The 12,766-nt window shown below is 73.9% G+C and carries 10 protein-coding genes and 1 tRNA gene; 10 read left to right on the top strand and 1 reads right to left on the bottom strand.

The window, feature by feature from the left end; all coding sequences use genetic code 11:
- Window positions 1-9 precede the first annotated feature (9 nt).
- The 9 genes from OG710_RS08230 to OG710_RS08190 all read left to right on the top strand — a co-directional run bounded on the left by OG710_RS08230 (window position 10) and on the right by OG710_RS08190 (window position 11,392).
- Window positions 10-243 (top strand): hypothetical protein, encoded by a 234-nt coding sequence (locus tag OG710_RS08230; RefSeq protein ID WP_111331746.1) that lies wholly within the window; start codon window positions 10-12, stop codon window positions 241-243.
- Window positions 244-357: 114 nt separating this feature from the next.
- Window positions 358-430: transfer RNA gene (locus OG710_RS08225), tRNA-Ala, on the top strand.
- 293 nt (window positions 431-723) lie between these two features.
- Entirely contained in the window at window positions 724-3,597 is a 2,874-nt protein-coding gene (gene leuS / locus OG710_RS08220; protein WP_330238730.1) for a leucine--tRNA ligase, read from the top strand.
- A gap of 136 nt (window positions 3,598-3,733) precedes the next feature.
- On the top strand, window positions 3,734-4,462 hold the full coding sequence (locus tag OG710_RS08215; RefSeq protein WP_330238729.1) for a hypothetical protein: 729 nt from the start codon (window positions 3,734-3,736) through the stop codon (window positions 4,460-4,462).
- A gap of 65 nt (window positions 4,463-4,527) precedes the next feature.
- Window positions 4,528-5,373, top strand: coding sequence for a DegV family protein (locus tag OG710_RS08210; protein ID WP_330238728.1), 846 nt, complete (start codon window positions 4,528-4,530; stop codon window positions 5,371-5,373).
- A gap of 155 nt (window positions 5,374-5,528) precedes the next feature.
- Complete coding sequence (locus tag OG710_RS08205; RefSeq protein WP_330238727.1) at window positions 5,529-6,614, top strand: ComEA family DNA-binding protein; 1,086 nt, start codon at window positions 5,529-5,531, stop codon at window positions 6,612-6,614.
- A 401-nt stretch (window positions 6,615-7,015) separates the two neighbouring features.
- Entirely contained in the window at window positions 7,016-9,268 is a 2,253-nt protein-coding gene (locus tag OG710_RS08200) for a ComEC/Rec2 family competence protein (protein WP_443064320.1), read from the top strand.
- A 277-nt stretch (window positions 9,269-9,545) separates the two neighbouring features.
- Window positions 9,546-10,358, top strand: a complete 813-nt coding sequence (locus OG710_RS08195) for an arylamine N-acetyltransferase family protein (RefSeq protein WP_330238726.1) — start codon at window positions 9,546-9,548, stop codon at window positions 10,356-10,358.
- Window positions 10,359-10,507: 149 nt separating this feature from the next.
- Window positions 10,508-11,392, top strand: a complete 885-nt coding sequence (locus OG710_RS08190) for a YceI family protein (protein WP_330238725.1) — start codon at window positions 10,508-10,510, stop codon at window positions 11,390-11,392.
- 33 nt (window positions 11,393-11,425) lie between these two features.
- On the opposite strand, the gene OG710_RS08185 is transcribed toward OG710_RS08190, so the two are convergent.
- Window positions 11,426-11,671 (bottom strand): hypothetical protein, encoded by a 246-nt coding sequence (locus OG710_RS08185; protein ID WP_330238724.1) that lies wholly within the window; start codon window positions 11,669-11,671, stop codon window positions 11,426-11,428.
- 83 nt (window positions 11,672-11,754) lie between these two features.
- Between OG710_RS08185 and holA the strand changes: the two genes are divergently transcribed.
- Window positions 11,755-12,750, top strand: coding sequence for a DNA polymerase III subunit delta (gene holA / locus OG710_RS08180; RefSeq protein ID WP_330238723.1), 996 nt, complete (start codon window positions 11,755-11,757; stop codon window positions 12,748-12,750).
- Window positions 12,751-12,766 lie beyond the last annotated feature (16 nt).

Here is a 12,766-nt window from a genome sequence, read left to right as displayed (position 1 = left end):
AGCTGAACCATGGGTGCTCACAGGCGGAAGTGCGACTGGTGCGGCAGCGGTACGCCCATCGTCAGGGACATGGACCCGGTCAACGCGGACTACCAGTACTGGTGCGAGGAATGCGCGCGGGCGCTCGTCATAAAGGGCGACCCCATCGAAACCTACCGGGAGCTGGAGGGGGAGCCGATCTACGGCCGGCTCCTGGAGGAGCACTGCACCCTCAAACGCTTCTACTCCTTCGCCACGGCCTGACCGCTTCCCCTTCCGGGCCGGGTGAAAACCGGACGGACCGGAATCGATTTGGTGGACGGCCGGGAGGACCGGTACTGTTCTCGATGTCGCCAGGGAGACCGGGCGGCAAAGCGAGGGGCTATAGCTCAGTTGGTAGAGCGCTTGCATGGCATGCAAGAGGTCAGGAGTTCAATTCTCCTTAGCTCCACAGTGAAGTGGGAACGGCGGGTCGTCCGAATCGGATGGCCCGCCGTTCCGCGTGTACGGGCTCGGTGCCCGGCCACTGGCCAGGGGTGAACCGGCTCCGTGCGGTACCCTGACGCCATGCGTGCCGTAGCCCTTCTGCTTAGCGAGCCGCGCTGACCAGTCCCGACCGGTGAGAACGCCTGGTCGGCATCAGCGCGGCGTCCCCTCCTGTGCGAGGGGATTTTTCGTTTCCCAAGGACGTACGTCCGTGGACGTGGATGCCGGCAGATGACGACCAATGGAGCTTTGAGGATCATGAGCGAGACGAATTCCGCAGCCGACTCTGCTGCGCCGCACCGCTACACGGCAGCGATGGCCGCCGACATCGAGGCACGCTGGCAGGACTTCTGGGACGCCGAGGGCACGTACGAGGCACCCAACCCGACCGGTGACCTGGCGGGCGACCCCGAGCTGGCCGCCAAGCCCAAGCGGTTCATCATGGACATGTTCCCCTACCCCTCGGGTGCGGGGCTGCACGTCGGCCACCCGCTGGGATACATCGCCACCGACGTGTTCGCCCGCCACCAGCGGATGACCGGGCACAACGTCCTGCACACCCTGGGCTTCGACGCCTTCGGCCTGCCCGCCGAGCAGTACGCCGTGCAGACGGGCACGCATCCGCGGATCTCCACCGAGGCCAACATCGGGAACATGAAGGCGCAGCTGCGCCGGCTGGGCCTGGGCCACGACAAGCGCCGCTCGTTCGCCACGATCGAGTCCGAGTACTACAAGTGGACCCAGTGGATCTTCCTGCAGATCTTCAACGCCTGGTACGACACCGAGGCGGACCGGGCCCGGCCGATCGCCGAGCTGGTCGCCCAGTTCGAGAGCGGCGAGCGCGCGACGCCGGACGGCCGTGACTGGAGCGCCCTGAGCGCCGCCGAGCGCGCCGACGTCCTGGGCGGGTACCGCCTGGCCTACGCCTCCGACGCGCCGGTCAACTGGTCGCCCGGCCTGGGCACCGTCCTGGCCAACGAGGAGGTCACCGCCGACGGCCGCTCCGAGCGCGGCAACTTCCCCGTCTTCAAGGCCAAGCTGCGCCAGTGGAACATGCGCATCACCGCCTACGCCGACCGGCTGCTGAACGACCTGGACGGGCTGGACTGGCCCGAGGCGATCAAGCTGCAGCAGCGCAACTGGATCGGCCGCTCCGAGGGTGCGCGCGTCGACTTCCCGGTGGACGGGGCGGGCAGCGTCACCGTCTTCACCACCCGCCAGGACACGCTGTTCGGCGCCACCTACATGGTGCTGGCGCCGGAGCACGAGCTGGTCGAGCGGATCATCCCCGCCGCCTGGCCCGAGGGAACCCACCCGGTCTGGACGGGCGGCCACGCCTCCCCGGCCGAGGCGGTCACCGCGTACCGCAAGCAGGCGGCGGCCAAGTCCGACGTCGAGCGGCAGGCCGAGGCCAAGGACAAGACCGGCGTCTTCACCGGCGCGTACGCCACCAACCCGGTCAGCGGCGAGCAGATCCCCGTCTTCATCGCCGACTACGTGCTGATGGGCTACGGCACCGGCGCGATCATGGCCGTACCCGCGCACGACGCCCGTGACTTCGCCTTCGCGCGCGCCTTCGAGCTGCCGGTGCGCTGTGTCGTCGAGCCGTCCGACGACCGCGGCACGGACGCCTCCACGTGGGAGGACGCCTTCGCCTCGTACGACGCGAAGCTGGTCAACTCCGCCAACGACGAGATCTCGCTGAACGGCCTGGGCGTCACCGACGCCAAGGCCCGCATCACCGAGTGGCTGAAGGAGCGCGGCGTCGGCGAGGGCACCGTCAACTTCCGGCTGCGGGACTGGCTGTTCAGCCGCCAGCGCTACTGGGGCGAGCCCTTCCCGATCGTGTACGACGAGGAGGGCATCGCCCACCCGCTGCCCGAGTCGATGCTGCCGCTGGAGCTGCCCGAGGTCGACGACTACTCGCCGCGCACCTTCGACCCGGACGACGCCGACACCCAGCCCGAGACCCCGCTGTCCCGCAACGAGGACTGGGTCCACGTCACGCTGGACCTGGGCGACGGCTCCGGTCCGCGTAAGTACCGCCGCGAGACCAACACCATGCCCAACTGGGCCGGTTCCTGCTGGTACGAGCTGCGCTACCTGGACCCGAACAACTCCGAGAAGCTGGTCGACCCGGCGATCGAGGAGTACTGGATGGGCCCGCGCGAGGGTCAGCCGACCGGGGGCGTGGACCTGTACGTGGGCGGTGCCGAGCACGCCGTGCTGCACCTGCTGTACGCCCGCTTCTGGTCCAAGGTGCTGCACGACCTGGGCCACATCTCCTCCGCCGAGCCGTTCCACAAGCTGTTCAACCAGGGCATGATCCAGGCCTTCGTCTACCGGGACAGCCGCGGCATCGCGGTCCCGGCCGCCGAGGTCGAGGAGCGCGACGGGGCGTACTACCACCAGGGCGAGAAGGTCTCCCGAGTCCTGGGCAAGATGGGCAAGTCCCTGAAGAACGCCGTCACGCCCGACGAGATCTGCGCCGAGTTCGGCGCGGACACGCTGCGCCTGTACGAGATGGCGATGGGCCCGCTGGATGTCTCGCGCCCCTGGGACACGCGCGCGGTCGTCGGCCAGTACCGGCTGCTGCAGCGGCTGTGGCGCAACATCGTCGACGAGGAGACCGGCCAGGTCACCGTCGTGGACACCGAGCCCGGCGAGGAGACGCTGCGCGCCCTGCACAAGGCGATCGACGGCGTCGGCGGCGACATGGCCGGCATGCGGTTCAACACGGCGATCGCCAAGGTCACCGAGCTGAACAACCACCTGACCAAGGCGGGCGGCCCGCTGCCCCGCTCGGTCGCCGAGGCCCTGGTGCTGCTGGTGGCGCCGCTGGCCCCGCACATCGCCGAGGAGCTGTGGCACCGCCTGGGCCACACGGAGTCCGTCGTCCACCAGGACTTCCCGGTGGCCGACCCGGCGTACGTCGTGGACGAGACCGTCACCTGCGTCGTGCAGGTGAAGGGCAAGGTCAAGGCGCGCCTGGAGATCTCCCCGTCGATCACGGACGCCGACCTGGAGGCCCAGGCACTGGCCGACCCGGCGGTCGTCGCCGCGCTGGGCGGGGCCGGCATCCGCAAGGTGATCGTCCGCGCCCCGAAGCTGGTCAACATCGTTCCCGCCTAGGACTTTCTGCGGGTGAGGGCTTTCCCCTACGGGCAGGTTGGGGGTTCCATCGGAACCCGCGGCCTGCCCGTTCCGTTTACGGTGGAGGGGACCGGCGCACGGGTGCCGGAGGCCGTCACACCACCGAGGGGCGCTCATGGAAGCCGTGATCCTGATCCTGGGGCTGCTCGTCGTCGCCTTCATGGCCCTCGGCGTCTACGCGACGGTCAAGGTCGTCGGCGCGGCCAGGCGCGGCGTGGACCGGACGATCACACAGGCCCGCCGCACGGTGGAGGACACCACCCTGCGTGCGAAGAGCTACGGACAGCTGGGCGTCGGCGGCGAACTGGCGCAGCTGCGCCTCTCGCTGCGTACGTCGATGCGCGCCACACAGGACGCGCTCCGGGCCGGTGTGGCCGAGGACGCGTCGCTCGCCGAGTCCCTCAGCCTGTTCGACCGGCTGAGCGTCCACGGCCACGAACTGGACGCCGAGCTCAAGGCGCTGGAGCACGAGCCCGACAAGGCGACGGTGACCTCCCGGCTGCCCGGCCTCAAGGAGCGCACCGCGCAGGTCACCGGCTCCGCCGACGCGCTGCGCTGGGCCGCCAGGGACCGGGCCCGTAAGTTCGCGGACGACGACCTGTCCACGCTGAACGCCCAGATCGACCTGGAGGCCGGCGCCCTGCGCCACTGGGCCACCACCGCGCAGGAGCCCGCGGCGGCGCCGACACCGCAGCCGGAGGCGGCGCCCGCACCCGGTGAGCGCGACCGGCAGGCGCCGCGGCACGACCGGCAGGCGTCGCCGGAGGCCCTCACGGCCCGGGACCCCCGGCAGAACACCACCTACCCCTGGCAGAAGAGGGCCAGGCCCGAGACCTCCAACTGACCGCCGGCGCAGGACGCGCGGGGGCGGAATGCCGACGGCCCGCCCCTGCGGGTAACCTCCCGCTCATGTCCCGCCATGTCGCGATCGTCACCGATTCAACGGCCTACCTGCCACCCGACGCGATGCGGCGGCACGGCATCACCGCGGTACCGCTCACCGTGGTCCTGGGCGACCAGGCCCTGGAGGAGGGCACCGAGATCTCGGCGCGCTCCCTGGCCCTGGCCCTCCAGAAGCGGCGCCCCGTGACGACCTCCCGGCCCAGCCCCGAGGTCTTCGCCGCCACCTACCGGGCCGCGGCCGAGGCCGGTGCGAGCGGCATCGTCTCGCTCCACCTGTCCGCGGAGTTCTCCGGTACGTACGACGCGGCGCTGCTCGCCGCGAAGGACGCCCCGGTGCCGGTGCGGGTGGTGGACACCGGGATGGTCGCGATGGCCCTCGGCTTCTGCGCCCTGTCGGCAGCCGAGACGGCGGAGACGGGCGGAAGCCTGGACGAGGCGGTCGCGGCGGCCGAGAAGCGTGCCTCGGGAACCTCCGCCTACTTCTACGTGGACACCCTGGACTATCTGCGCAGGGGCGGCCGGATCGGCGCGGCACAGGCCCTCCTCGGATCGGCCCTCGCGGTCAAGCCGCTGCTCCAGCTGGACGGCGGCCGGATCGAACTGCTGGAGAAGGTGCGGACGGCGTCGAAGGCCATCGCCCGGCTGGAGGAGATCGTCGCCGAGCACGCGGGCGGCGGCAGTGTGGACATCGCGGTGCATCACCTGGCGGCCCCGGAGCGGGCGGAACGTCTCGCCGAGCGGCTGCGGGAGCGTGTGCCGGGGCTGGTGGACCTGCATGTCAGCGAGGTGGGCGCGGTGATCGGCGCCCACACGGGGCCGGGGCTGCTGGGCGCGGTGGTCTCGCCGCGCTGATACGGCGGGGCGGGGGAGGGGCCGGGGCGGCCCGGTGCGGATTCGGCGGCGGCCGGTCACCCTCCGGAGTGGGGGAGTTATCCACATTCAGTCGGCCGTCCACCGAAATCGGGTGCGCTCAGCGGGATTTGGCGTAACTACCTAGCGTCGCCCGTATGGCTTCCCGATCACATCGTGCAACCAGCGGACCCGGCGGACCGGGTGCCGGCCCCGGACGCGACCCGGCCTCCGACGGCCGCTTCCGCGCGACGGCGCGCCCGGGAACGGGCCGGAGGCGGCGCACCGCGGACCGCGCCGAAGCGGTGGCGGCGGCCCGCAGCCGGGCCGATGCGCTCATGGCGGGCGGCTACGGCGGGCGCGGCGCGCGGCCGGGGACGGGGCCGGAGTCCGGGGCCGGGGACGCGGGGACGGTGCCGGCCGAGCCGGTGTCCGCTCCGGGCGGGCTTTCGGGGCCGCCCCCGGCCGGGGAGCCCGCCCCGCCTCCCGCGCCGGCTCCGGGCTCTGCTGCGGCCGGGGCTCCCGTGGGGCGATGGGCGGCGGCCGCGTTCGCGGTGCGGGAAAGGCTGCCGATGTGGGTGCAGCTCCGATGCGGCCTCGAACCGAAGACCCTCGCCGCGCTCGCCGTGGTCCTGGTGGCCGCCGCCGTGTTCGCCGGGATGCACTTCCGGTCGGCCCGGCCCGAGGGCGTACGGGCTCCGGACACGGTCGGCGAGGCGGTGCACGCCCCGGACCCGGAGGAGGCGGAGCCGACCCCGGACGGCGGCGCGGGGCGGCCCGAGCCGGCGCCCGGTGCCGCGCCCGTCGCCGGGCCGGGCGGCCCGATCGTGGTGGACGTGAGCGGGAAGGTGCGCAGCCCGGGGCTGCGCCGACTGCCCTCCGGATCACGGGTGGACGACGCGCTGAAGGCGGCGGGCGGGGCCCGGCCCGGCACGGACCTGGCGGGGCTCAACCGGGCGCGGGTGCTCGTGGACGGCGAACAGATCGTGGTCGGCGCCCCTCCGGCCCCCGCCGCGGGCGCCACCGGCCCCGCGTCCGCCGGGGGCGCCGCCGGACCGGTGAGCCTGAACACCGCGACGGCCGAGCAGTTGGAGGGGCTTCCGGGCGTCGGCCCCGTCCTCGCCCGGCACATCCTCGACTACCGCACCCAGCACGGCGGCTTCCGGTCCGTCGACGAACTCCGCGAAGTGACGGGGATCGGTGCGCGCCGATTCGCGGACCTGCACCCGCTGGTGCGGCCGTGAACACGCGGACCGGGGCACCCGGCGGCACGGGCGCGGACGTTGACGGGCCGGCCGGCGCGCCCGGAGCCGCCGGTACGGACATCGGCAGGCCGGACACCGATGGGTCGGCCATCCACGAGCCGGCCAGCCGCGAGCCGGCCAGCCGCGAGCCGGCCATCCACGGGCCGGACATTCACGCGGCGTCCGGCAAGCGACTGGGGCTTTCCGACCCCCGTCAGGAGGGCCCCGCCGACCTCCGCCTGCTCGCGCCCGCAGCGGCGGCCTGGGCCGGGGCCGGGCTCGCGGTGGGCGCTCCGGGGCACTGGGCGGCGGCAGGGGCGGCGCTCTGCCTGGTGGCGGCGATGATCCTTCTCGCGGTGAGCCTGCGACGCCCCCGCACGGGCGCCCGCGTCCGGCGCCGGCTGAGTGCCACGGCCGCCGCCGCGGTGCTGCTCTGCGCCGCCGCCGGGGTGGCGTCCGCCGGACTGCACGGCGCCGGCGTACGCGCAGGCCCGGTGCCGGAACTGGCCCGCGAGTTCGCCCGTATCGAGGCGGAGATCACCCTCACCTCCGACGCCCGGCGCACCTACCCACGGGTGCGCGGCGACCGCAGCGTGCCCGCCTCGCTGCTCCTGGACGCGGAGGTCGACCGCCTCACACGCCGCGACGGCACCGTCGTACGGCTGCGGACGCCGGTGCTGGTCATCGTCCCGCCGGGAGGCGCGGCGGCCCAGTGGCAGCGGCTGCTCCCCTCCACCCGGCTGCGGATCGAAGGACGGCTGGCGCCACCGCTGCACCGGGGCGAGCGGAGCGCCGCCGTCCTGCGGCCCGACGCCAAGACCCCGCCGAAGGTCACCGGCCCGCCCAGCCTCCTCCAGCGCACGGCGGGACGGCTGCGCGCCGGACTGCGGGAAGCCACGGACGGACTGCCCCCCGACGCACGGGCCCTGCTGCCCGGACTGGTCGTCGGCGACACCGCACGGGTCACCCCGGAGCTGCACGAAGCCTTCCGGGCCACCGACCTCACCCACGTTCTCGCCGTATCAGGATCGAACCTCGGAATTCTGCTCGTCCTGCTCATCGGACCACCCGGCAGGGCGCTGCGCACCGAGCGCGGAGGACTGGCGCCCCGGCTCGGGATCTCCCTGCGGACGACCGCGCTGCTCGGCGGCGCGCTCACACTCGCGTTCGTCCTCGTCTGCCGGCCCGAACCGAGCGTGCTGCGGGCCGCCGCGTGCGGGCTGATCACCCTGCTCGCCATCGGCACCGGGCGGCGCCGGACACTGATCCCCGCCCTGTGCGCCGCCGTACTGCTGCTCGTGCTCTACGACCCGTGGCTGGCGCGCAGTTACGGCTTCGTCCTGTCGGTGCTGGCCACCGGCGCCCTGCTGACCCTCGCCCCGCGCTGGGCCGACGCGCTGCGCCGGCGCCGGGTGCCGCCGCGACTGGCCGAGGCGCTGGCCGCCGCCGCAGCGGCACAGGCGGTGTGCTCGCCCGTGGTGGTGCTGCTCGCCTCGCGGGTGAGCCTGGTGGCGATCCCGTGCAACCTGCTGGCCGAGTTCGCCGTGGCACCGGCCACCGTCCTCGGATTCGCCGCGCTGGCCCTGGCGCCGGTGGCGATGCCGGTGGCCGTCCTGGTGGCCGGGGTCGCGGGATGGCCGGCCGGGTGGATCGCCTCGGTGGCCAGGACCGGGGCGTCGTTCCCCGGAGCGGAGACCGACTGGCCCGGCGGCCCGGCCGGGGCGGTGCTGCTGGCCGCCCTCGTCCTGGTCCTGGTGCCGGCCGTGCGGTGGATGGGCCGCCGGCCCTGGGCCTGCGCGGCCGCCGCGCTGCTCCTGGTGCTCGCCGTGCTCCGGCCGGTGCCGCTGACCCGCGTGCTGACCGGATGGCCGCCGCCCGGCTGGAGGTTCGCCATGTGCGACGTCGGACAGGGCGACGCCCTCGTGCTCGCGGCGGGCCGAGGCGCCGGAGTGGTCGTCGACGCCGGCCCCGATCCCCGGCTCGCCGACCGGTGCCTGCGCGAACTGGGCGTCAGTCGTGTGCCGTTGCTGCTGCTCACCCACTTCCACGCCGACCATGTGCGCGGCCTGCCCGGTGTGCTGCGGGGGCGCGCGGTGGGCGAGATCCGGACGACGAGCCTGGACGAGCCGCCGGAGCAGGCCGCGTTCGTCCGGCGGACGGCGGCGCGGGCCCGGGTCCCCGTGCTGCGGGCCGTCCCCGGTGCGCGGCGGCGGATCGGGCCGCTCGCCTGGCAGGTGCTGTGGCCTCCGGGCGGGGCCGGGGCGGGCCCGGCGGCCGGTCCGGTACCGCAGGACCCGAACGACGCCAGCGTGACCCTCCTCGTACGGGCCGGCGGGCTCACGCTGCTGCTCCCCGGCGACCTGGAACCGCCCGCCCAACGGGCGTTGCTGCGCAGCCGTCCGGGGCTGCCGCCGGTGGATGTGCTCAAGGTCGCCCACCACGGCTCCGCCCACCAGGACGACGCCCTGCTGCGGGCCCTGCGCCCCCGGTTCGCGCTGGTGAGCGTGGGGCGCGACAACCCGTACGGCCATCCGGCGCCCCGGACGGTCCGGGCGCTCACGGGCGAGGGGGCGGTGGTGCTGCGCACCGACAGGGCCGGCGCCATCGCGGTCACCGGCGAGGGCCGCGAACTCCGGGCGGTGGGAAGCTCATGACGGCCCGCCACCTCACCCCGACACCTCAGCTCGCCGCCACACCCCGCCCGTCCGCCCCGACACCTCAGCTCGCTGCCACACCCCGCCCGTCCGCCCCGACACCCCAGCTCGCTGCCACACCCCGCCCCTCCGCCCCGACACCCCAGCTCGCCGCCACACCCCGCCACCCCGCTCCGACACCCTCGCCATCCCGGCCAGCCACGCCCATGACACCGTCGCCGGACCTAGGACCAGTGACGCATGGTGCCGCCGTGGGGCCGCGGCGGAGACTGGGGACATGGACCCCCAGCTGCCCCGCACCGCGGACGCCTACCTGGAACGCATCGGCGCCGACCGGCCCGCACGCCCCGACGCACCCGCGCTGCGCGAACTGCAACTGCGCCACCTCCTCTCCGTGCCGTTCGAGAACCTCTCGATCCACCTCGGCGAGGACATCGTGCTGGACGAGGCGGCGCTCCTCGACAAGATCGTGGCGCGCGGGCGCGGCGGCTTCTGCTACGAACTCAACGGCGCCTTCGCCGCCCTGCTGCGGGCCCTCGGCTTCCGCGTCACCCTGCTCCAGGCCCGCGTGTACGGCGACGGCGGCCGGCTCGGCATCCCGTACGACCACCTGGTGCTGCGGGTGGAGACGGTGGACGGGACCGGGCCGTGGCTCGCGGACGTCGGCTTCGGCGACCATGCCCGCAGCCCCCTCGCGCTCGACGACCGCGCCGACCAGAGGGACCCCGCCGGCACCTTCCGGATCGCGCCCGTCACGACCGGGGCCGATGCCGGCTCCGGGGACCTCGACGTGCTGTGCGACGGCGCGCCCCGGCTCCGCGTCGAGCCGCGGCCCAGAACGCTCGCCGACTTCCGGGCCGGCGCCTGGTACCACCGCACCTCGCCCGACTCCCACTTCACCCGCGCCCCGGTCTGCTCGCGCTGCACGGACGACGGCCGGATCACGCTCACCGGCCGCACACTGCGCACCACCGCGGGCGGCCGGCGCCTGGAGACGCCGCTCGGCGACGACGCGGAGGTGCTCGCCGCCTATCGCGAGCACTTCGGGGTGCGCCTGGACCGGCTGCCCAACAAATCGGACCTTCGGTAACACCTACGCCCAAGCCTCCGCGAGCTGCTGCGTTTGCCTCGAACGCCTCAATGGTGTTCGAATGCATCCTCGTCGGCGGGCCGCTGCTCCGACAACGACGTCTGCCCCACGGCCCGAGGTGAGAGCGCGCCCGGGAGTGTGTGGAAAGAATGTTCGGCCGTTGGTTCGGAAGCAAAACTACGACGGGCGCCGCCCTCGGCAACGCCCTCGCCGGACTGGTGGTGCCGGACTCGGCGGGTGTCCTCAGCTGCCGGGTGCTCGACCCGGTGAACGAGCCGGTCGCACAGGCGGAGTTCGTACTGACGGACCGTGCGGGGCGCAAGGTGGTCGGGGGCGAGACCGACCCGTACGGCAGTGTCCTGGCCACGGTCCCGGCGGGGGAGTACCGGCTGGCCGTCACGGCGGAGGGGTTCACCCCCTTCCACGGTTCGGCCACGGTCACCGAGGGCGGGCACGCGAGCCTCGGCGATGTGACGCTCCAGATCTCCGCGCCGCCGCAGCTGCCCGAGTCCGGTGACTGGGAGATCGAGCCGATGCACTCGCAGATCGGCTTCACCGCCCGCCACATCGGCATGGCCCGCATCCACGGCCGGTTCAACACCTTCGCCGGGGCGGTACGGATCGCCGACCGCATGGAGGACTCGGCGATGCACGTGATCATCGACGCCGCGTCCATCGACACGAACGTGCAGATGCGCGACGACCACCTGCGCTCCAGCGACTTCCTGGACGTCGGCCGCTACCCGACGCTGGAGTTCTACAGCGACCGCTTCGTTCACCGGGGCGGCTCCCGCTGGGGCGTGAGCGGCGCGCTCACCCTGCACGGCGTGAGCCGTACGGTGACGCTCGACACCCAGTACCTGGGGCTCGGCAACGGGATGGAGGGCGAGCCCAGGGCCGCCTGCCGTGCCACCACGCAGCTGCACCGCGAGGACTTCACCCTCACCTGGCAGACGATGCTGGCCCGGGGCATCGCGGTCGTCGGCCCGAGCATCTCCATCGAGATGGACGTCCAGATCGTCCCGAAGGGCTGAGCCGCGCGGGCCGCCGGCGCGGCGGCCCGCACCTCACGGGGCCTCCAGCCACCCTTCGTACTCGGCGGCGAACGCGTCGAGCGCGGCGGCGTCGAGACGGCCCCGCGGGTCCTCCACGACCACCAGCCACTGGGCGTCCTCGGCGTCGTCCTCGCCGGCCAGCGCGTCGCGCACGAGCTGCGGTTCGTCGGTGACGCCGAAGCGGTCCGCCAGCTCCTGCGCCGCCTCCTCGGCGGCGTCGCGGTCGGGCAGCACCAGGACGTGTCTCTCATCGCTCACGTGCTCATTCTCGGGTACGGGGCGGGGTGCGGCGGACCCGGTCGCGGCCGGGCTGTCGGTGGCCCGTGGGATGCTGGACGGCGATGGCCACCAGAAGGAATTCCACCGACGACCCGCTCGCCCCCCTCACGCTCGCCGTGGGGCAGGAGGACCTGCTCCTCGACCGTGCCGTGCGGCAGGTCGTGGCGGCGGCCCGCGCCGCCGACGCCGACACGGACGTCCGGGACCTCACCCCCGACCAGCTCCAGCCGGGCACGCTGGCCGAGCTGACCAGCCCGTCGCTGTTCGCCGAGCGCAAGGTCGTGGTCGTGCGCAACGCGCAGGACCTCGGCGCGGACACCGTCAAGGACGTCAAGAAGTATCTGGGCGACCCGGTCGAGGAGATCATCCTCGTCCTGCTGCACGCGGGCGGGGCCAAGGGGAAGGGCCTGCTCGACGCGGCCCGCAAGGCCGGGGCCCGCGAGGTCGCCTGCCCGAAGACCACGAAGCCGGCCGAGCGGCTGTCCTTCGTACGCGGGGAGTTCCGCACGCTTGGCCGTTCCGCGACGCCCGAGGCGTGCCAGGCGCTGGTCGACGCCATCGGGAGCGACCTGCGGGAGCTGGCCAGTGCGGTGTCGCAGCTCGTCGCGGACATCGAGGGCACGATCGACGAGGCGGTCGTCGGGCGCTACTACACGGGGCGGGCCGAGGCGTCGAGCTTCACGGTCGCCGACCGGGCGGTCGAAGGGCGGGCGGCGGAGGCCCTGGAGGCGCTGCGCTGGTCGCTGTCCACGGGCGTGGCGCCGGTCCTGATCACCAGCGCCCTGGCGCAGGGCGTACGGGCGATCGGCAAGCTGTCGTCGGCGCGCGGCGGGCGCCCCGCGGACCTGGCGCGCGAGCTGGGGATGCCGCCGTGGAAAATCGACCGCGTCCGCCAGCAGATGCGGGGCTGGACCCCGGACGGCGTCGCCGTGGCGCTGCGGGCGGTCGCGGAGGCGGACGCGGGCGTGAAGGGCGGCGGCGACGACCCCGAGTACGCGCTGGAGAAGGCCGTGGTCGCGGTGGCCGGCGCCGCACGGGCCGGACGCGGCCCCCGATAGACCTCCCCGCATGCGC

The sequence above is a fragment of the Streptomyces sp. NBC_00525 genome, assembly GCF_036346595.1.
GTDB lineage: Bacteria > Actinomycetota > Actinomycetes > Streptomycetales > Streptomycetaceae > Streptomyces.
The sequence above is the reverse complement of the archived record's forward strand: the minus strand, read 5'-3'. Positions and strand labels throughout refer to the sequence as shown.

Bases quoted from the DNA above. Each gene is read 5' to 3' on its own strand.
- OG710_RS08230 (WP_111331746.1), top strand. From the start codon at position 10: ATGGGTGCTCACAGGCGGAAGTGCGACTGGTGCGGCAGCGGTACGCCC.
- leuS (WP_330238730.1), top strand. From the start codon at position 724: ATGAGCGAGACGAATTCCGCAGCCGACTCTGCTGCGCCGCACCGCTAC.
- OG710_RS08215 (WP_330238729.1), top strand. From the start codon at position 3,734: ATGGAAGCCGTGATCCTGATCCTGGGGCTGCTCGTCGTCGCCTTCATG.
- OG710_RS08210 (WP_330238728.1), top strand. From the start codon at position 4,528: ATGTCCCGCCATGTCGCGATCGTCACCGATTCAACGGCCTACCTGCCA.
- OG710_RS08205 (WP_330238727.1), top strand. From the start codon at position 5,529: ATGGCTTCCCGATCACATCGTGCAACCAGCGGACCCGGCGGACCGGGT.
- OG710_RS08195 (WP_330238726.1), top strand. From the start codon at position 9,546: ATGGACCCCCAGCTGCCCCGCACCGCGGACGCCTACCTGGAACGCATC.
- OG710_RS08190 (WP_330238725.1), top strand. From the start codon at position 10,508: ATGTTCGGCCGTTGGTTCGGAAGCAAAACTACGACGGGCGCCGCCCTC.
- holA (WP_330238723.1), top strand. From the start codon at position 11,755: ATGGCCACCAGAAGGAATTCCACCGACGACCCGCTCGCCCCCCTCACG.